Here is an 18,029-nt window from a genome sequence, read left to right on the forward strand (position 1 = left end):
ACTGTGCACGGCGAAACGAGCACCAACTATACCCCTAGTAACATCTCCGGTGTGGCGATCAACGCAACGCCAGACCCCCATCCATGTCGAAGAAGTGCAGCTGCCCGGTGCGAAAGCCCAGGGACATCTGCTCGCCGACCTTGGGGAAGCCCTTGGGCTCGAGGCGCGCGGTGAACGTCTGACCGCCTTCGGCGGCCGAGCGCTCGAGCTCGGCGAAGGCGTCCTCGCTGTCGACCGCTTCGCGCATGTCCTCGGTGATCACCGGCGGCGCATCGGACTGGAAGTGCACCAACAGGTCCGAGCCGAGCGCCTCCACCAGCGCGACCTCGATGTTCAGCCGCTGGTCCTCCGGAAGGTGCTCACCGCGCGCGAAGTGCTCGGGGCGCATGCCCACGATGACCTTGCTGCCCGTCTTGTCGGCGGCTTTGGGATAGTGGTCGAGCGCTTCCTCGTCCACGGCGAGGCGCTGCGATCCGACGGTGACGAACAGCTTGCCGTCCTCACGTTGCAGGGCGCCTTCGAAGATGTTCATGGCCGGGGAGCCGATGAACCCGGCCACGAACAGGTTGTCGGGGTTGTCGTAGAGGGTCTGGGGAGCGTCGGCCTGCATGAGCTCGCCGCGCTTGAGCACCGCGACCCGATCACCCATCGTCATGGCTTCGATCTGGTCGTGGGTGACGTAGAGGGTCGTGACGCCGAGGCGGTCCTGCAGCTCGGCGATCTCGGCGCGCATCTGCACGCGCAGCTTGGCGTCGAGGTTGGACAGCGGCTCGTCCATGAGGAAGGCCTGGGGGTTGCGCACGATGGCCCGGCCCATCGCCACCCGCTGGCGCTGCCCGCCCGAGAGAGCTCTGGGCTTGCGGTCCAGGTGCTCGGTCAGGCCGAGGATCTCGCCCGCTTCCTCCACACGCTTCTTGATCTCGGACTTGTCGACCTTGGCCAGCTTGAGCGCGAATCCCATGTTGTCGGCGACGCTCATGTGGGGGTACAGGGCGTAGCTCTGGAAGACCATCGCGATGTCGCGCTCTTTGGGCGTGAGGTCGTTCACGACCTTGTCGCCGATGAGCATCTTGCCCTCCGAGATCTCCTCGAGCCCGGCGACCATCCGCAGGGCCGTGGACTTCCCGCACCCCGAGGGGCCGACGAGTATGACGAACTCGCCGTCCTCGATGTCGAGGGACATGTCCTTGACGGCCTCGGTGCCGTCCGGGTAGCGCTTCCAGACTCCGTCGAACACGACCTTGGCCATTGCCCCTCGCTTCCTGCGGACGCTGTGCTGGACGCGGCATGGGTTGCGCCTCGATCATGCTGGTCTCCGAGTGGTCCCCGCAAGCCTTTTCGCCGCGGTCTGCTGCGCCCTCGTGATGTCTTGGGCAAACCGGGGCGCTCCACGGTCCGTGGCCATCCATGGCGGGTCCGGTCGCGAACCCACATCCACACCCGCAGATAAGGGGTAGGTAGGGGGCTAAAGGAAATGCCTCGGACCGACGACGGTAAGGCCAGACAGACCCGAGACGCGAGGCGACGAGACCATGACCGTGATCGGCAACGAGATGATCGAGGAGATCGACCCACGCCAGATGGCCGATGAGCTGGCGGAGCTCCAGCAGCGCCTCGACACGCTGGCGCGTGAGGGCACCAACCCCTACGAGATCAAGCGGTTGCAGCACGTGCTCGACGCCGCCCGCGCGGAGTTCGACGACCTCTTCGCGGTGCAGTCAGCCGTCTGACCCGTCGTCGGGCCACCGCCCGCCTCGCCCGTCCTCCGCCCTCCCTCGCGCCGGCGCAGCCCCGTGCCTGCGAGTCTGGTGCCTGGCTCTCCGGCCGGTCGGCCGCGGGATTCCCAGGTCCCGCGCGATGATTGACCCGGCCGTGACCCTCCCGGCCCGCAAGAATCCCGCGGCCGCGCGGGAATCTCGACCCGCTCAGGTCGCCGCGGCCCCCTCGGCCCGCGAGAACCCCGCCACCGCCGGGCCCGACCGCCATCACCGGAGCACCGTCAGCGGATCGCCCGGCATGCCCGGTTCGCGGTCGACGACGCCGGCCGGTGGTCTTCGCGCACTACGGGCCCCAACGGGAGCGAACCACACGAGGTCGGCGGCGGCGAGCGCCGCACACACCGCCGGCGAGGCCGCATCGGCGCGGCCGGTGAGCCCGGGTCGACCGGGTTGACCGCCCCGGCACCTCGCAGGAGATCCAGCTGCGCGGCGCGCTGCGCCGTGGTCGGCCGCGTGGGCCAACTGAGATCGACGAGCACGTCCGGGTGTACCGACAGCCACCGAACTGCCGTGTCATCGCCCTCGCCGGACAGCGGGCGTCACGCCCGCAGGTGGCGACTCGGCCAGCGTGCCGGCAGGCCGGCCCTCGCGGTGCGCGCTCGCACCCTCCCGCCAGCCGAGGACACCGACGATCTGGTCGCGCCAGTCGAGCGGGTCGACACCGAGCGTGGTGAGGAGCGTGTGCGCGGCGTCCTCGGGGCGGGCCAGGACCAGGGCGAGGTGCGCAGCCGCCAGGGACCGGTCCCCCCGCCGGCGGGCCTGCTCGCCGGCCGCTGCGAGGAATCCGGCCAGCCACGAACCACGGCCCAGCGTCTCCATCACCCGACCCTACGGGCGCAACCGCGGTGCGCGTAGCACTGGATCGAGTAGTCCGCGTTCCCGGCGAGGTCAGCGGTGTATCGAAGCGATGTTGCACCTGCAAGCTGAGACGTACGCGATGGACTTCGATCACGTGCGCGGCGAGAAGGTGGCTGCTGTTTCAGTCCTGGTCAGCAAGGGGGGAGCGTCGGAGGAGATCATCCGTGATGAGCTTGCGAAGAGCTTGCGAAGTGATGCTATTCTGATGCCTTTGTGTGCCCCCGGCAGGATTTGAACCTGCGCAAACCCGGCTTAGGAAGCCAGTGCTCTATCCCCTGAGCTACGGGGGCGCTCCGAGGCCCAGTGTAGCCAGGGCGCTGCTGGCGGCGGCTGCTAGGCTCCCCGCGATGATGGGTCCACCCGAGCTCGACGACGGCGACGCGCGGGCGGTGCTGTCCGCCGCCCTGGCCACCGGCGGGGAGTTCGCCGAGATCTACGCGGAGAACCGCGTGGGGCGCAGCCTGCAGTTCGACGACGGCAAGGTCGAGGACCTGACGTCGGGCTTCGACCGGGGGGCCGGCATCCGCGTCGTCCAGGGACGCCGCACGGGCTACGCCTACACCAACCTGCTGACCCGCGAGGCGCTCGTCGAGGCCGCCGCGGTGGCCGCCGCCGGCATCACCGGCAGCGGCCGCGTGCAGCCCGCGGACCTGCGGGTGGTCGCGCCGGCGGTCACCCACCCCGCCGCCAAGGACCCCCGCAGCGCCGACCGCCCCGACCTGGTCGACATCGTCGCCGGGGCGGACGAGGCGGCGCGCGGCGTGGACGGGGCCGTGCGCCAGGTCACGGTCAGCTACGCCGATGCGCTCCAGGGGATCCTGCTGGTCAACTCAGAGGGGCACCGGTCCACCGAGAACCGGGTGCGCACGCGTCTGGTGGTGCAGGCCGTCGCCGTGCGCGACGACGTCATCCAGATGGGCTTCGAGGGGCCGGGCGGCAGCGTGGGCCTGGAGCTGCTCGACGCGCATCCCCCCGACCAGGTCGGCCGCCGCGCCGCCGAGCAGGCGGTGACGATGCTCGACTCGATCCCCGCCCCGAGCGGGGAGTTCAGCGTGGTCCTGGCCGCCGGCAGCGGCGGGGTGATCTTCCACGAGGCGTGCGGCCACGGCATGGAGGCCGACATCGTGGCGAAGGAGGCCAGCGTCTACCGCGGCCGCCAGGGTGAGCGCATCGGCACGCCCCTGGTCACGGGGGTCGACGACGCCACCGTGCCCGGCGGGTGGGGCAGCGTCGGGTTCGACGACGAGGGCACGCCCGCCCAGCGCACGGTGCTGTTCTCCGAGGGGGTCTGCACCGACTACATGACCGACCGCCTGCGCGCCGCCGAGCTCGGCATCCCGCGGACGGGCAACGGGCGCCGCCAGTCCTACGCGCACCTGCCGATGGCGCGCATGACCAACACCTTCATCCTGCCCGGCACCGACGACCCCGACGGCATCGTGGCCGGCGTGGACCGCGGGATCTTCTGCAAGGCGCTCGGCGGCGGTCAGGTCGATCCCGCCTCGGGCGACTTCGTGTTCGGCATGACCGAGGCCTACCTGATCGAGGGCGGCCGGATCACCCGCCCGATCCGGGGCGCGAACCTCGTCGGCGACGGCCCCACCGCCATCAGCCGGATCGAGGCGCTGGGCAACGACTTCGAGATGCGCCAGGGGGTGTGCGGCAAGGAGGGCCAGGGCGTGCCCGCCGGGCTCGGCACGCCGACCCTGCTGATCAGCCGCATCACCGTGGGGGGCACCGAGGCATGAGCACCGAGCTGCTCGAGGTGCTCGACCGCATCGTCGGCCGTGCCGGCGCCGGCGAGGGCGTCGAGGCGTACGGGGTCGACGAGACCGAGACCTCGGTCAGCGTGTACGGCGGCGAGGTGGAGTCGCTGTCGAGCGCACGCACCAGAGGTGTCGGCATCCGCGTGGTGGACGGCGGGCGCATCGGCTACGCCTACGCCGCCGACACGAGCGAGGCCGCCCTGGGCGACGCGCTCGACGAGGCCCGGGCCAACGCCGCGGTCGGCACCCCCGACGAGGCCAACGTGCTGCCCGGCGGCGGCGCCTTGCCTGACATGCCCGAGCTCTACGACCCGGCGTTCGCGGAGGCCACCACCGAGGAGAAGATCGACCTCGCGTTGCGCCTGGAGGCTGCCGCCCGCGCCGGGGACAAGATCAAGGGCATCGATGCGGCCCGCTACGGCGACGGGGAACGCACGGCGGCGATCGCGTCGACCACGGGGGTGCGCGGCGCGTACCGGCGGGCCGACGCCTTCGTGATGGTCGAGGCCCTGGCCGAGGCCGACGGCGCCACGACCAGCGCCTACGGCCTCGACGTCCGCCGCACCCCGGCGGCGCTCGACGTCGACGCGGCCGCCGCCGAGGCCGCGCAGCGGGCCGCGCGCCTGCTCGGCGGTCGCAAGCCGGCCAGCGCGCGCATCCCGGTCATCCTCGACCCGTTCGCGACCGCGTCGCTGCTCGGGGTGATGGCCGGCGGCCTCGTCGCCGAGGCCGTGCAGAAGGGCCGCAGCCTCTTCGCCGACAAGGTCGGCGAGCGGCTCGGCGGGGACCACCTGACGCTGGTCGACGACGGCCGCCTGCTCGACGGTCTGGCGGCGGCCCCGTGGGACGGCGAGGGCGTGCCGACGGGCAGGACCGCCCTCATCGACGCGGGCGTGCTGGCCCGGTTCCTGCACAACACCCACTCGGCGGTCAAGGACGGCGTGGCCAGCACCGGCAACGCGAGCCGGTCGGGTTTCAAGTCCCCGCCCGGGGTGAGCCCCAGCAACCTGTTCCTCGCGCCCGGTCCCGACGGGCCCGAGGCACTTCTCGCCCGGGCCGGCACCGCGTTCTACTGCCAGCAGATCATGGGGGTGCACTCGGGCGCGAACCCTGTCACGGGTGATGTCAGCGTCGCGGCGGCGGGACTGATGGTCCGCGACGGCGAGTTCGCCGAGTCCGTCCGCGAGGCGTCGGTGGCCGGCACGATCCCGGGCATGCTCGCCGGGATGGTCGCCATCGGCTCGGACCTGCGCTTCCTGCCGATGGGCGGGGGCATGGGCGGGGTGACCCTGCTGGTCGAGGGCATGACGCTGTCGGGCGCCTGAGGGGGGAGGCCATGGCTGAGCCGGCGTCGGCGGCCACGGAGGCCGTCGGGGAGGGGCTGGGCGAGGATCCGGTGCTGGCCTGCGACGGCCTGCGCAAGTCCTTCGGCGATCTCACCGCCGTGGACGGGATCTCCTTCGCCATCGCCCACGGTGAGGCCTACGGGCTGCTCGGTCCGAACGGGGCCGGCAAGACGACCGTCATCTCGATGCTGTGCGGCCTGCTGGTGCCGGACGGCGGGACGGTCACCGTCGCCGGACACTCGGTGACCGCCGACGCCCGGCACGCCAAGGCCGCGATCGGCTACGTCCCCCAGGACGTCGCCCTGTTCCCGGACCTGACCGCCCGGGAGAACCTCGCCTTCTTCGGGCGTCTCTACGGGCTGCGGGGCGCGCCGCTGCGCGATCGCGTCGAGTCCACGCTCGCGGTCGTCGGGCTCACCGACCGCGGCGGCGACCGCGTCGAGACCTACTCGGGCGGGATGAAGCGGCGGGTGAACATCGCCGCGGGCCTGCTCCACGAACCGCAGCTGGTCGTGCTGGACGAGCCGACCGTCGGCGTGGACCCCCAGAGCCGCAACGCGATCCTCGAGTCCGTCGCCGCCCTGTCGGGCGCCGGCACCGCCATCCTCTACACCAGCCACTACATGGAGGAGGTCGAGCGCCTGTGCGACCGGGTCGGCATCATCGACTCCGGGCGCATGGTGGCCGAGGGGACCCGCCGCCAGCTGGTCTCCCGCCTCGGCCAGCGCGATCGCGTCGAGCTGGTCGTCGATGGTGACGCCGCGGGCGTCGCGCGGGCGTGCGAGCGCCTCGAGGGCGTCCACGAGGCGATCACCACCGACCAGGCCGTGACCCTGCTCGTGACGAACGGGCGCGGGCTGCTCGCCGACGTCATGGGTGCCGCCGCCGCGTCGGGGTCCACGGTCACCAGCGTCGAGGTGATCGAACCCGACCTCGAGGCGGTCTTCCTGCACCTCACCGGCAAGGCGCTGCGGGACTGATGCGCGCGGCCTTCGACATCGCCGTGCGGGACCTCCGCGCCCGGCTGCGCGACCGCTCGGCGCTCATCACGGCGTTCGTCGCCCCGCTCGGCCTCGCGGTGATCCTGTCGCTCGCCCTCGGCTCGACCGGCGGCGTGTCCGTCACCATCGCCCTCGCCGACGAGGACGGGGACCGGATCGGCCAGGCGATCACCGGGGCGCTCGGCGCCGACGTCTTCACCGTCGTCGAGGTCGCCGATGCGGCGTCGGTACGCACCGCCGTCCGCGACGACGAGGCCGGCGCGGGGATCGTCGTGCCCGCCGGAACCTCCGAATCGGTCACCGCGGGAGACCCCGCCGCCCTGCAGGTCATCGGCCCCACGGGCGGGCTGGCCGGAGACCTCGCTGTCGCCGTCGCACGCGGCGTCGCCGCCGGGTTCGAACGTGGCCGCCAGGTCGTGGAGATCGCGGTGCGCTCCGGGGAGGTGGACCCGGCCGCCGCTGCCGCCCTGGTCCCGGCCGCGCTGTCCGCCGACCCGGTCGTCGCCCTCGTGGACGAGCCCGTGGCCGGCTCGCTGCCCGACGCGGCGAGCTACTTCGGCCCGGCGATGGCGGTGTTCTTCGTGTTCTTCGTCGTCGGGGCGGGTCCCCAGGGGCTGCTGCACCAGCGCAAGCAGGGCAGCCTCGCCCGCCTCGCCGCGGCCCCGATCCCACGCGCGTCGATCCTCGTCGGCACCGCGCTGTCGGTCTTCGTGCTCGCGCTGGGTTGCATCGCCACCCTGTGGCTCGTCATGAGCGTCGGCTTCGGCGCGACCTGGGGCCACCCGGTCGGGGTCGTCGTGCTCGCCGTGGCGATCACGCTGGCCGCCGCGGCGATCACGACGCTCATCGCGACCCTGGCGCGCACCGAGGAGCAGGTGAACGGGTGGACGTCGGTGATCGTGTTCACCCTCGCCCTGCTCGGCGGCTCGTTCGGTTCGCTGCCGGCGGGCCTGGAGCCGTTGTCGCTTGCGACCCCGAACGGGCTCGCCCTGCGCGGGTTGGTCGACCTGGCCTCGGGCGGGGGCCTGGAGGTCGTGGTGGTGCCCCTGGTCGGCATCGCGGCGTTCACCGTGGTTGCCCTGGCGGTCGCCCTGCCGCGCGCGGACCGGTTGGTGACGCTGTGAGCGTGACCGCCCCCCCACTTCCACCGGCGCGGGAGCCGACTCCCGTGCGACCGTCTGCGCCGCGAGCCGTGGCGGCCATCGTCGTGACGGCGCTGCGCCGCGTCGTCCGCGACCGCATCGGTCTGTTCTTCATCGTCGTGCTGCCGTTCATCGTGATCCTGCTGTTCGGTGCCGGCGCAGGCGACGGCCGGGATTCCTCCTTGCCCGTCGGCGTGGTCGGCGACGCGTTCGGCGGTGCGCTCGTGGAGGCGCTGGAGGCCGAGCCGGCGCTCGCGATCCGCGACTTCGACGATGTCGACGCGCTCACCGGCGCGGTGCGCCGCCGCGACGTCGTCGGCGGTGTCGTGGTGCCCGGCGCGGCCGAGGGCGCTGACCCCGGCGCAGCCGGCACGATCCAGGTGCGGTGGGTCGGCGACCCCGCGTCGCAGGACGCACCGGCCGCGCGCATCGCGGTCGAGTCGGCGATCGCCGAGCTCGACGCGCGACGTGTGGCGCTGCGTGTGGCCGTCGACGAGCTCGGGCTCTCCGCCGCGGCGGCCCGCGCGGCGGCCGCGGGCCTCGGCGAGGAACCGTTGCTGGCGGTGGAGCAGGAGCGCACCGACGAGGAGTCGCTGTCCTTCGGTGTCGACGAGTCGTCGCAGCACAACCTCGTGCTGTTCGTGTTCATCACCTCGCTGACGGGCGGGGCGGCGCTCATCGAGTCACGCCGGCTCGGCACGGCCCAGCGCATGCTCGCCTCACCGGCCTCGGCGGGGACCGTCCTCATCGGCGAGGCGGCCGCTCGGTTCGCCATCGCCCTCGGCCAGGCGCTCATCGTGCTCGCCGGTGCGTCGCTGCTGTTCGGCGCCGATTGGGGAGACCCCGTCGCCGTCGCCGCGGTCATCGTGGTCTTCTCCCTCGTCGGCACCGGCGCCGCGATGCTGTTCGGTGCGGTGCTCGACAACACCGAGCAGGCGTCGGCGATCGCCGCGCCGCTGGGCATCGGGCTCGGCATGCTCGGCGGGGCGCTGTGGCCGCTGGAGATCGTGCCGCCGGTGATGCAGACGATCGGCCGGGCGGTGCCCCACTCGTGGGCGATCGGGGCGCTGCGCGAGGTCGGCACCCACGGCGGTGGCCTCACCGATGTGCTCGGGGCGCTCGGCGTGCTCGCCGGCTTCGCCGTCGTGCTCCTCGCCGTGGCGACCTGGCGCCTGGGCATCAGCCTCCGCGGCGGCTAGACGGAGCTCGGCGGCCCGAGCGCGGCGTAGGCCACGAGCCCCAGCACCCCGGCGACGACGAGGTAGCGGGCGAACACCACCAGGCTCGTGCGAGCCACAAGGCGCACCAGGAACGCGATCGCCAGGTACCCCGAGACGAACGCCGCCAGGACCCCGGCGGCGATGGCCCCGCCAGGGACCGGGCCCGGTTCTCCGAGGTCGGGCAGGCTCACGATCGAGGCGCCCACCATCGCGGGCAGGGCCATGAGGAACGAGAAGCGCGTCGCCGCCTCGCGCGTCATCCCCGAGGCCACACCGGCCATGATGGTGGCCCCTGACCGCGACATCCCGGGGAGCAGCGCGAGGGTCTGGGCCAACCCCACGGTGACCGCCTCGCGCACGCTCATGGCCTCGAGGTCCTTGCCGTCGGGGTCGGCGGCGTCCGCGCCCACGGCGAGGTCGTGGGTGACGATCGGGGCGGCCCGCTCGGGTGTGACGACCGTCGCCGCGGGCAGCTCCGCGTCGTCGTCCGCGGGGGCGCGCGGTGGCGTGGCGGCGCTCACCCGGCGGGATCGCAGCTTCTCGCCCCCGATCAGCACCGCGGCCGTGACGAACAGCATCACCGCCGCCACCAGCGGGGTCTCGAACAGCTCCTCGACGGTCGACTTCAGGGTGAGCCCGACGACCGCGACCGGCAGGCTCGCCACCGCGAGCAGCACGACCAGCTTGCGGTACAGGCGGCTCTCGCGGTCCGACCCGCGGCGGAGCACCGCGGTCGCCATGCCGCCCAGCTCCGTGCGGAAGTAGACGACGATGGCGCCCGCCGTGCCGGCGTGCAGCGCCACGTCGAACGCGAGGCCCGGCCGTTGCCACCCGAGGACGTAGGGGATCAGCACGAGGTGCCCGCTCGACGACACCGGGATGAACTCGGTCAGGCCCTGGACGACGCCGAGGGCGATGGCCTGCAGCCAGTCGGTGATCACGGGGGTGTGCTCCTTCGGGGCGCGACGGCGCGCGCGGCGCGGATCTTAGTCCAGGTCGCCGGTGGCCTGCGGCGCGGGGACGTGGGTGAGCAGCAGGCGGCCGAGGGCCAGGCCGGTGGTCGCCGGTCCGACCTCGGTGTCCCCGTCGAGTGCGACGAGGGCCGTGGGGGAGGAGCCGTCCTCGCGGACCTCGAGCACCGGCCGTGACCGGGCGACCAACGAGGCGGGCTCCTCACCCGGGCCCAGCACCCACACGTCGACCCACCCGCCCGCCGTGACACGCCAGCCGTCCTCGATGGGGACGGGGACGGCCCGCTGGCCCTCCGCCAAGCCGGCTGCCGGGCCCCTGGGGTCGAGATGGCTGGTGGTCAGCACGGCGCCCTCGGGCAGCGCCAGCGCCAGGACCGCGCCGTCACCAGGCGCCCTTGTGACCGCGGTGGGGGGCACGGCATCGGGCGGGAGCCCGACCTGGCGCACCGCGGTCACCGCGGCGCCCACGGCCAGGTCGCTGGTGGCGACGAGCACCCGGACCGGTGCCCCGCCCCAGCGGTGCTCGGCGGCCACGATGCGGGCCTGGACGCCCGCTGCCGTGATCGCCAGGACGAGCACGACGACCAGGACTCGCCTGCGTGGCCGCAGGGACGACCAGCGCTCGGACGCCGCATCGAGGGGGCGGGGCAGCACCGGGTACGGGCCGTCCATCCCGGCGCGCAGCCGGTGGAGGACCGAGGGGCGATGGGGCGCGGGGGGGGCCATGCGGACAGCATGACGCCGCCGCCCCCACCGCGGGGACCACGGTCCCCCCGGGTGTGGAGAACTACGCGGACTCCGCCGTCCCGCGGTGCTCGGAGGACTTGGAGCCGCTCGACTTGCCGTCGCCCGACTTGCCGTCGCCTGCCTTGGCGTCGCCGGCCTTGGCGTCGCCCCCCTTGGCGTCGCCCGACTTCGCGCTGTCCGACCCCGAGGTGCTCGGCGTGGAGTCCCCGCTGCCGGACTTCTTGGCGTCCTTGCCGTCCTTTGCGGCCGGGCCATCGCCCGACGACTTGGCCTGCTTCTGGCGGGTGTCGGTCACGTAGTAGCCCGAGCCCTTGAAGATGATCCCCGCGGCGCTGAAGACCTTGCGCAGCGAGCCGCCGCAGGTGCCGCAGGTGGTCAGCGCCTCATCCTTGAACGACTGCACGACCTCGAGGTGTTGGCCGCACTCGCGGCACGCGTACTCGTAGGTGGGCAAAGGGTCCTCCCTGGTTGCGTCGGGGCCGGGACGGCCCGGTCAGGCGTCGACCCGAATGATGCCCGATTCGGTGACGAGGGCGTCCACGGCGGCGTCATGCGTCTCCGTGGGCACCGCGTCGACCAGCTGCACGTCGAAGGCGGCGCCGACCACCACGGTACCCGGCCCGACCTGGGCGAGCAGCCGGTCGAAGTGCCCGCCGCCGTAGCCGAGGCGGTGGCCCCGCCGGTCGAAGGCGAGGCCCGGGACGACGACGGCGTCGAGGATCGCCGGGTCCACCGGCCGCCGACACCCCGCCCGCGGCTCCGGCACCCCGCGCCAACCCGGGGCCAGGTCCCGGTCGAGGTCGGTCACCCGTCCGACCTCGAGCCGGTCGCCGTCGACCCACGGCAGGCAGAGGGTCCTTCCCGCCCGTAGGACGGACCGCAGGTAGGCGGGCAGGGCCACCTCGTGACCGAATGCGGCGTAGGCCAGGACGGTCTCGGCCGCCGCCAGCTCGGCGACCTCGGGCAGGTGGCGTGCGATGGCGGCGGACGCCGCCGCCCTGGTCGCTTCGGACAGGGCGGCGCGCTCGGTGAGCATGCGACCCCGCAGCGCCGCCTTGCGCGCCGCCGCCTGCTCCGTGTTGTTCACTGCGTCACCGCCGAATCACCCTCCGCGAGCGCATCGTCCATGGGGCTGTCATCATGCCGAGTATGGGACTGCGCGGCCGCCTGGCTCTGTTCTTCGTCGTGATCACCATCGCGCCCATGACCGTGGGCATGGCAGGGGTGCAGGCCCAGAGCACCGCCCAGCTGCGCGACCGCCTGGCCGGCGAGCTCGCCCGGGCCGGCGCCTCCGCCGCGGCCCTCGTCGAGGCGGCGAGGCTCCGGGCGGACGACCTCGCCGACGACCTTGCGATCCGCGACGGGCTGGCCGGCGCGCTCACCGGTCCGGCCGCCGCGGAGGCGTGGCTCGACCGCCAGCCGGCGGTCGCGCGTGCCGGCGTCACCGTCCTGGCCACCCCCGAAGGCCAGCTTCTCGCCGCCCGCCGGCCGGAGCCGCCCGGGGGGCAGGCGCCCGAGACGGTCGCGGGGGCGGCTGCCGTGGTCGCCGCGCGTCCCGACGCTCCCGCGGGGGAGCTCCTGCTGGCGGTGCGCGTGGTGGCCGATGCCGGGCTCGTGGCGGTGGCGGTATGGCTCGACGAGGCGCTCCTCGGCCAGGTCGCCCACGACCCCCCCCCGGGCAGCGGCGCGGCGTTCGTCGCGGACGGCCGCGTGCTGGCCGCCACCGGCCCCGCGCCCGCCGTGTCGCAGCTGCCGCCGGCAGGGCAGGTGGAGGACCTGGCGGTCGATGGCGAGTCGACCCTGGTCTGGGTGCAGGACCTTGTGAACGCCCCCGGGTCGCAGCTGGTCCTCTGGGCGCCGCGACCCGGTCCGCCCGGTCTGGGGCTCCGGATCGCGGTCCTGACGCTGGCGGTGGTCGCTGCGGCGGGCATCGGGTGGTGGCTCGCACGGTCGGTGATCGCCCCGGTGCAGCGGGCGGCCGACGTCGCTCGTGCTGTGGCCGGCGGGGACCTGTCGCAGCGTCTGCAGCCGTCCGGCGGCCGGGAGCTCACCGACCTGGGCGAGGCGCTGAACACGATGACCACCGAGCTGGCGACGCGCCTGGCCGAGGTCGAACGCAGCCGTGACGAGCTGCGCCGCTCGCTCTCGCGCCTGGGCGACGCGCTGTCCGGAAGCCTCGACCTGGACCGGATGCTGACCGTGGTGGTGGAGACCGCCGCAACCACCCTGCGTGCCGACGGTGCGGCCATCCTGCTGCCGACCGGCGACGGGGACGCCCTGGACGTCAAGGCCGCCCGCGGGTGGGGTGCGACCGGACGCGTCGACCGCTACGAGGAGGTCGCCGCCGGCGTGGTCCGCACCGGCCAGCCCGTCCTGCTGGCGGACCGCGCGACGGCCTCGCCTGCCCGTGCGGCCACCGAGCCCGACGAGCCGTACCTTCTCGCGGTCCCCTTCCAGGGGCGCGGCCGCACCAACGGCGCGCTCGTCCTGGTGCGCGACGAGGCCGCCGGCCCCTTCGACGAGGTGGACCTCGACACCGCTCGGGGCATCGCCACCGGTGTCGCCGTGGCGATCGACAACGTCCGTCTCCACGAGGAGACCGAGCGGCTGTCGCTGACCAACCCGGTGACCGGCCTGTGGAACATCCGCTACTTCGAGCCGCAGGCAGACAAGGAGCTGGAGCGGGCTCGGCGCGCCAACGAAGGAGGCGATGGGACCCGGACTGTCTCGGTCCTGGCGATCGACCTCGACCACTTCGGTCGGATCAACAAGGAGTACGACCAGGCGGCCGGCGACGCGGCGCTGGCGGAGGTCGGCCGGCGTCTCCAGGAAGCCACCCGCGACCCCGACGTGGTCACCCACCCTCACGGGGAGGAGTTCGCCGTGCTGCTGCCTGACACGGGCTACGACGGTGCCCTGCAGGTCGCCGAGCGGATGCGCTCCGCGGTCGGCCACACGCCGCTCGCGCTGCCCGTCGGGTCGCGGCCCGGCACGGTCGATCTGCGTGTCACCTGCAGCGTGGGGGTCGCGACGTTCCCACAGCACGCCCATGACCGCGCCACCCTCTACCGGGCGGCGGACCGGGCGATGCAGCGCGCGAAGGAGCAGGGACGCGACCGGGTCGTCGGTGCGGAGGAACTCGGTCCCGCCGAGTAGCCGGGGACCTGCGGGGATAGGATGCCCGCATCAGCGAGCAAGGAAGGGTCGAACGCGTGCGTGCACGCAAGGCGGTCATCCCCGCTGCCGGGCTCGGGACACGGTTCCTGCCGGCGACCAAGGCGCAGCCGAAGGAGATGCTGCCGGTCGTCGACAAGCCGGCGATCCAGTACGTCGTCGAGGAGGCAGTCACCGCGGGTCTGGAGGACGTGCTCCTGGTGACCGGCCGCGGCAAGCGGGCGCTGGAGGACCACTTCGACGAGGCGGTGGAGCTCGAGCGCCAGCTGGCGGCGGCAGGCAAGGAGGATCTCCTCGCCGCTGTCCGGGCGGTGTCCCAGCTCGCAGCGGTGCACTACGTGCGGCAGGGCCAGCCCCTCGGGCTCGGTCATGCCGTCGGCTGCGCGCGCCACCACGTCGGCAAGGAGCCGTTCGCCGTGCTGCTCGGCGACGACCTCATCGGTGAGGACGAGCGTCTCCTGACCCGCATGGTCGACCTCTGCGAGGAGAGCCAACGGCCGGTGGTCGCCGTCATGGAGTTCGATGATGCGGCGCTGTCCAAGTACGGGGTGATCGACGCGCAACCCGACCCCGAGCGCCCCGACGTGTTCGAGGTCCACGACATGGTCGAGAAGCCGGGCAAGGCCAACGCGCCGAGCAGGCTCTGCATCATCGGTCGCTACGTCCTCACCCACGACATCTTCGACCACATCGCCCAGACCCGTCCCGGACGCGGCGGGGAGATCCAGCTCACCGACGCGATGAAGGCCCAGTGCCGCGAGGAGCCGATCCGGGCCATCAAGTTCAGCGGGGTGCGCTACGACGTGGGCGCCAAGCTGGAGTACCTGCGGGCGACGGTGGAGATCGCGTGCGGACGGCGAGACCTCGGGCCCGAGTTCCGCGCCTTCCTGGCCGACTACGTCAAGGGCTTCTGAGCGTATGGGAGCGCCCGAGACCACGACCGGGGGGCACCACTCCCACGGGGACCCGGCCGAGCTTGCCCCCCTCGCGGGCTACCGCCGGTCGGTGCTGGCCCGTGTCGAGCCGTTGGAGCCCATCGAGCTGCGCCTGCTGGAGGCCCACGGCAGCGTCCTCGCCGAGGACATCGTGGCGCCGGGGCCCGTGCCCGGCTTCGACAACTCGGCGATGGACGGCTACGCCGTGCAGGCCGACGACGCCGACGCCGGCGCCGCCCTCCAGATCGTCGGGGAGGTCGCGGCGGGCACCGGTGACCTGCCGCGTGTCGGACCGGGCCAGGCCGTGCGCATCATGACCGGGGCGCCGCTGCCGCCGGGAGCGGACGCGGTCGTCCCCGTCGAGGACACCGAGGAGCGCGACGGGCGTGTGCACCTGCGTGCGGGCGCCACGCGGTCCGCCCACATCCGGTCCGCGGGCGAGGACGTGGCCGCCGGCGACCAGATCCTCGCCACCGGGCGGCGGCTCGGGTCGGCCGACGTCGGGATGCTCGCCGCCGTCGGGCGTTCCCTGGTCCGCGTGCATCCCCGGCCCCGGGTGGCGGTGATCTCCACCGGCGACGAGCTCGTCGAGCCGGGGGCGCCCCTGGGGCCCGGCCAGATCCGCGACACCAACTCCTACACGCTCACCGCGCTCGCACGCGAGGCCGGTGCCACCGCCTTTCGGCAGGCGATCGTGGCGGACGACGAGCGGGCCCTGGTCGAAGCCTTCGACGGGGCCCTCACCCACGCGGACCTGCTGGTCACCAGCGGCGGGGTCAGTGCGGGCCGCTACGACCTCGTGAAGAAGGTGCTGGCAGACCTCGGCGACGTGGCCTTCACGAAGGTGGGCATGCGGCCCGGCATGCCCCAGGCCTTCGGCTTCCTCCAGGGACAGGCCCACCAGGGCCCGCCGATCCCGTGCTTCGGACTGCCGGGCAACCCCGTCAGCGCCTATGTCAGCTTCGAGATCTTCGTCCGTCCGGCCATTCGCCTGATGCAGGGGCGCACCGACCTCAACCGCCAGCGCGTCCGGGCCGTCATGGAGACCGCGGTGCGCAGCGCACCGCACAAGGTCGAGTTCGTCCGCGTCCAGCTGCGCGACAGCCCCACCGGCTGGACGGCGCGACCGACGGGGGAGCAGGGCAGCGGCATCCTGCGCAGCCTGGTCGACGCCGACGGGCTGGCCGAGATCGCCGAGGACTGCACCGACGTGGCCGCTGGTGACCCCGTGGTCGTGCACGTCCTGGTCGAGCACCCGGGCGGCAGCCGGTGAGCGGTCGGCACCTGACCCACGTCGACGACCAGGGCCGTGCCCGGATGGTCGACGTGGGTGGCAAGGACCGCACGGCGCGCCGCGCCGTGGCCAGCGCCCGCGTGCGGATGACGCCCGGGACGGCCGCGCTGCTGGTCGACGGGCGGCTGCCCAAAGGTGATGCGCTCGGGGTCGCCCGCCTGGCCGGCATCATGGCGGCCAAGCGCACCCCGGAGCTCATTCCGCTCTGCCACACGGTCGCGCTGACCAGCGTCGACGTCGAGATCGACGTGGATGCCGCCGACGGCCTCGCCACGGTCACGACCGTGGCGCACGCAACGGACCGCACCGGGGTCGAGATGGAGGCCCTGGTCGCGGCCAGCACGGCGGCGTTGGCGCTGTACGACATGGTCAAGGGCGTCGAGCGGGGCGTGGTGATCGAGCACGTGGCCCTCCAGGAGAAGACGGGCGGCACCCACGGCGACTGGACTCGCGGCCAGCCGGCCGACCCCGATGACGAGGGCTGCGCATGAGGGCCGTGGTCGTGACCGTGTCGACCCGGGCGGCGGCCGGTGTCTACGCCGACGAGGCCGGACCCCGGGTCGCGGAGCTGCTCGCGGGGGCGGGCTTCGAGGTGGGTGAGCCGGTCGTGGTCCCCGATGGCCGCGACGGCGTGCGCCAGGTCATCGTCTCGGCGTGCGAGCAGGCCGACCTCGTGGTGACCAACGGCGGCACGGGCCTGCACCCCAAGGACCAGACACCCGAGGCCACCCTGGACGCCGTGGACCGCCTGGCCCCCGGAATCCCCGAGGCGATGCGGGCGGCCTCGCAGGCGATCACCCCCATGGCGATGCTGTCGCGGGGGGTGGCGGGGCTGCGCGGCCAGACCCTGGTGATCAACCTGCCCGGTTCCCCGAAGGCCGCCGCCGAGAACCTCGCCACGGTGCTGCCGACCCTCGGTCACGCGGTCGACCAGCTGCGCGGCGGGGACCACGCCCGCTGATTCTCTGCGGTGCCGGTCCGTGCGGTCAGCGCATGCCGGAACGGACCGGCCGGCGAGGGGGTCCGGCAGGCGGGAAAGCGGGGTCCTGCACGGGTTCCATCGGATTCGCGGCTCGCTCGACTACGGTCACGTTCCATGAGCGTTCTGGTCGTGGTCTTGCTCGGTGGAGTCTGGGCTCTGATACTCCTCCCTGGCCCGTGGCAGGCACGGCGTCTCGGGTCGCCCCTGAACTCCATCGACGCATTCGAGCAGAGCATGAGCAGGCTTGCCCCACCCCGCACCCCGCCAGGGGGCCATGTCGTGGTGCTCGGCCGTCCCGATCGGGATGGGCCGCAGCGGCCGGTCTCCATCCCGACGCCGCCATCGCCGTCCCCGGTCGCGTCTCGGACCCCGCGTGCACCCGGGCCGCGTCGTCCGTCGCCGCAGACGCTGGAGCGCCGACGCCAGGTCCTCGGTGTGCTCGCCATCGCCACGGCCGTGACCGGTCTCCTCGGTCTCCTGGTCGGCGGGTGGGCGTGGGTGCTGTTCGTGCTGGCCTACGCGTCGCTGTCCGGGTACATCGCGTTGCTGGTCCAGATCCGCACCCGTCGGGAGGAGGCGCACGACAAGCTGCACTACCTCCCGCCGCAGCCCGCCGTGCCACCCCTCACCTCCGGCGTGCGCATCCGGACCGCCCGCGGCGCGTGACGCACGGGGGCGCGTCGGCGGCTGCCGGCCGGGTGTCCCGCTGCTAGCATCACGGTGCGCGCACGCCGCGTTGCAGGGGCTGTAGCTCAGTTGGTAGAGCGCCTCGGTCGCATCGAGGAGGCCTGGGGTTCGATTCCCCACAGCTCCAC

19 protein-coding genes and 2 tRNA genes are annotated in these 18,029 nt (G+C 73.5%); 14 read left to right on the plus strand and 7 right to left on the minus strand.

The genetic code is table 11. The features are described from left to right. Nucleotides 1-58: 58 nt before the first annotated feature. A complete protein-coding gene (ugpC, locus tag WD250_00940; protein ID MEX2618760.1) occupies nucleotides 59-1,249 on the minus strand; it encodes a sn-glycerol-3-phosphate ABC transporter ATP-binding protein UgpC in 1,191 nt (396 codons plus the stop codon). Nucleotides 1,250-1,532: 283 nt separating this feature from the next. Between ugpC and WD250_00945 the strand changes: the two genes are divergently transcribed. After that, nucleotides 1,533-1,730 (plus strand): hypothetical protein, encoded by a 198-nt coding sequence (locus WD250_00945; protein ID MEX2618761.1) that lies wholly within the window; start codon nucleotides 1,533-1,535, stop codon nucleotides 1,728-1,730. Between the two features lie 561 nt (nucleotides 1,731-2,291). On the opposite strand, the gene WD250_00950 is transcribed toward WD250_00945, so the two are convergent. Beyond that, a complete protein-coding gene (locus WD250_00950; GenBank protein ID MEX2618762.1) occupies nucleotides 2,292-2,597 on the minus strand; it encodes a hypothetical protein in 306 nt (101 codons plus the stop codon). A gap of 118 nt (nucleotides 2,598-2,715) precedes the next feature. Between WD250_00950 and WD250_00955 the strand changes: the two genes are divergently transcribed. Next, nucleotides 2,716-2,871, plus strand: coding sequence for a hypothetical protein (locus WD250_00955; GenBank protein MEX2618763.1), 156 nt, complete (start codon nucleotides 2,716-2,718; stop codon nucleotides 2,869-2,871). Here the strand turns inward: WD250_00955 and WD250_00960 are convergent. Beyond that, nucleotides 2,853-2,926: transfer RNA gene (locus tag WD250_00960), tRNA-Arg, on the minus strand. The two genes, WD250_00955 and WD250_00960, sit on opposite strands and share 19 nt — an antisense overlap. Nucleotides 2,927-2,983: 57 nt before the next feature. Here WD250_00960 and WD250_00965 point away from each other — a divergent pair. Genes WD250_00965 through WD250_00985 form a run of 5 tightly spaced genes read left to right on the plus strand, consistent with a single transcriptional unit; the run spans nucleotide 2,984 to nucleotide 9,090 of the window. Then, a complete protein-coding gene (locus WD250_00965; protein ID MEX2618764.1) occupies nucleotides 2,984-4,384 on the plus strand; it encodes a TldD/PmbA family protein in 1,401 nt (466 codons plus the stop codon). Next, the gene (locus WD250_00970) at nucleotides 4,381-5,727 is read left to right on the plus strand and encodes a TldD/PmbA family protein (protein MEX2618765.1); all 1,347 of its coding nucleotides are present in this window, start codon (nucleotides 4,381-4,383) and stop codon (nucleotides 5,725-5,727) included. Before WD250_00965 ends, WD250_00970 begins: the two co-directional genes overlap by 4 nt. 11 nt (nucleotides 5,728-5,738) lie before the next feature. Further along, a complete protein-coding gene (locus WD250_00975; protein MEX2618766.1) occupies nucleotides 5,739-6,728 on the plus strand; it encodes an ABC transporter ATP-binding protein in 990 nt (329 codons plus the stop codon). After that, nucleotides 6,728-7,873, plus strand: a complete 1,146-nt coding sequence (locus tag WD250_00980) for an ABC transporter permease (GenBank protein ID MEX2618767.1) — start codon at nucleotides 6,728-6,730, stop codon at nucleotides 7,871-7,873. The genes WD250_00975 and WD250_00980 overlap by 1 nt, the downstream gene beginning before the upstream one ends. Before the next feature lie 44 nt (nucleotides 7,874-7,917). Continuing rightward, entirely contained in the window at nucleotides 7,918-9,090 is a 1,173-nt protein-coding gene (locus WD250_00985; GenBank protein ID MEX2618768.1) for an ABC transporter permease, read from the plus strand. Here WD250_00985 and WD250_00990 read toward each other — a convergent pair. The 4 genes from WD250_00990 to WD250_01005 all read right to left on the minus strand — a co-directional run bounded on the left by WD250_00990 (nucleotide 9,087) and on the right by WD250_01005 (nucleotide 11,916). Then, nucleotides 9,087-10,052, minus strand: coding sequence for an undecaprenyl-diphosphate phosphatase (locus tag WD250_00990; GenBank protein MEX2618769.1), 966 nt, complete (start codon nucleotides 10,050-10,052; stop codon nucleotides 9,087-9,089). The genes WD250_00985 and WD250_00990 overlap by 4 nt on opposite strands. A 45-nt stretch (nucleotides 10,053-10,097) precedes the next feature. Next, nucleotides 10,098-10,808, minus strand: coding sequence for an SAF domain-containing protein (locus WD250_00995; protein MEX2618770.1), 711 nt, complete (start codon nucleotides 10,806-10,808; stop codon nucleotides 10,098-10,100). 61 nt (nucleotides 10,809-10,869) lie between these two features. Then, nucleotides 10,870-11,283, minus strand: a complete 414-nt coding sequence (locus WD250_01000; GenBank protein ID MEX2618771.1) for an FmdB family zinc ribbon protein — start codon at nucleotides 11,281-11,283, stop codon at nucleotides 10,870-10,872. A 39-nt stretch (nucleotides 11,284-11,322) separates the two neighbouring features. Further along, the gene (locus WD250_01005) at nucleotides 11,323-11,916 is read right to left on the minus strand and encodes a 5-formyltetrahydrofolate cyclo-ligase (protein ID MEX2618772.1); all 594 of its coding nucleotides are present in this window, start codon (nucleotides 11,914-11,916) and stop codon (nucleotides 11,323-11,325) included. Between the two features lie 53 nt (nucleotides 11,917-11,969). Between WD250_01005 and WD250_01010 the strand changes: the two genes are divergently transcribed. From WD250_01010 to WD250_01040, 7 genes are all read left to right on the plus strand, one after another. Further along, nucleotides 11,970-13,985: a diguanylate cyclase gene (locus tag WD250_01010; GenBank protein ID MEX2618773.1), complete on the plus strand. Its 2,016-nt coding sequence runs from the start codon at nucleotides 11,970-11,972 to the stop codon at nucleotides 13,983-13,985. A gap of 56 nt (nucleotides 13,986-14,041) precedes the next feature. After that, a complete protein-coding gene (galU, locus tag WD250_01015; protein MEX2618774.1) occupies nucleotides 14,042-14,917 on the plus strand; it encodes a UTP--glucose-1-phosphate uridylyltransferase GalU in 876 nt (291 codons plus the stop codon). A 4-nt stretch (nucleotides 14,918-14,921) separates the two neighbouring features. Further along, the gene (glp, locus tag WD250_01020; GenBank protein ID MEX2618775.1) at nucleotides 14,922-16,211 is read left to right on the plus strand and encodes a gephyrin-like molybdotransferase Glp; all 1,290 of its coding nucleotides are present in this window, start codon (nucleotides 14,922-14,924) and stop codon (nucleotides 16,209-16,211) included. Next, the gene (gene moaC, locus WD250_01025) at nucleotides 16,208-16,723 is read left to right on the plus strand and encodes a cyclic pyranopterin monophosphate synthase MoaC (GenBank protein ID MEX2618776.1); all 516 of its coding nucleotides are present in this window, start codon (nucleotides 16,208-16,210) and stop codon (nucleotides 16,721-16,723) included. The genes glp and moaC overlap by 4 nt, the downstream gene beginning before the upstream one ends. Continuing rightward, nucleotides 16,720-17,193, plus strand: coding sequence for a MogA/MoaB family molybdenum cofactor biosynthesis protein (locus tag WD250_01030; GenBank protein ID MEX2618777.1), 474 nt, complete (start codon nucleotides 16,720-16,722; stop codon nucleotides 17,191-17,193). The genes moaC and WD250_01030 overlap by 4 nt, the downstream gene beginning before the upstream one ends. Before the next feature lie 456 nt (nucleotides 17,194-17,649). Then, nucleotides 17,650-17,880, plus strand: a complete 231-nt coding sequence (locus WD250_01035; protein MEX2618778.1) for a hypothetical protein — start codon at nucleotides 17,650-17,652, stop codon at nucleotides 17,878-17,880. Between the two features lie 75 nt (nucleotides 17,881-17,955). Continuing rightward, nucleotides 17,956-18,028: transfer RNA gene (locus WD250_01040), tRNA-Ala, on the plus strand. The last annotated feature ends 1 nt before the right edge of the window (nucleotide 18,029 follow it).

It is taken from the genome of Egibacteraceae bacterium (genome assembly GCA_040905805.1).
Classification (GTDB): Bacteria; Actinomycetota; Nitriliruptoria; order Euzebyales; family Egibacteraceae; genus DATLGH01.

What these genes read in the sequence shown, in the direction of transcription:
- WD250_00955 (MEX2618763.1), top strand. Translation starts at nt 2,716, where the DNA reads ATGGACTTCGATCACGTGCGCGGCGAGAAGGTGGCTGCTGTTTCAGTC.
- WD250_00945 (MEX2618761.1), top strand. Translation starts at nt 1,533, where the DNA reads ATGACCGTGATCGGCAACGAGATGATCGAGGAGATCGACCCACGCCAG.
- WD250_00995 (MEX2618770.1), bottom strand. Translation starts at nt 10,808, where the DNA reads ATGGCCCCCCCCGCGCCCCATCGCCCCTCGGTCCTCCACCGGCTGCGC.
- WD250_01030 (MEX2618777.1), top strand. Translation starts at nt 16,720, where the DNA reads ATGAGGGCCGTGGTCGTGACCGTGTCGACCCGGGCGGCGGCCGGTGTC.
- WD250_00950 (MEX2618762.1), bottom strand. Translation starts at nt 2,597, where the DNA reads ATGGAGACGCTGGGCCGTGGTTCGTGGCTGGCCGGATTCCTCGCAGCG.
- WD250_01010 (MEX2618773.1), top strand. Translation starts at nt 11,970, where the DNA reads ATGCCGAGTATGGGACTGCGCGGCCGCCTGGCTCTGTTCTTCGTCGTG.
- glp (MEX2618775.1), top strand. Translation starts at nt 14,922, where the DNA reads ATGGGAGCGCCCGAGACCACGACCGGGGGGCACCACTCCCACGGGGAC.
- WD250_00980 (MEX2618767.1), top strand. Translation starts at nt 6,728, where the DNA reads ATGCGCGCGGCCTTCGACATCGCCGTGCGGGACCTCCGCGCCCGGCTG.
- ugpC (MEX2618760.1), bottom strand. Translation starts at nt 1,249, where the DNA reads ATGGCCAAGGTCGTGTTCGACGGAGTCTGGAAGCGCTACCCGGACGGC.
- WD250_00975 (MEX2618766.1), top strand. Translation starts at nt 5,739, where the DNA reads ATGGCTGAGCCGGCGTCGGCGGCCACGGAGGCCGTCGGGGAGGGGCTG.
- WD250_00970 (MEX2618765.1), top strand. Translation starts at nt 4,381, where the DNA reads ATGAGCACCGAGCTGCTCGAGGTGCTCGACCGCATCGTCGGCCGTGCC.
- WD250_00965 (MEX2618764.1), top strand. Translation starts at nt 2,984, where the DNA reads ATGATGGGTCCACCCGAGCTCGACGACGGCGACGCGCGGGCGGTGCTG.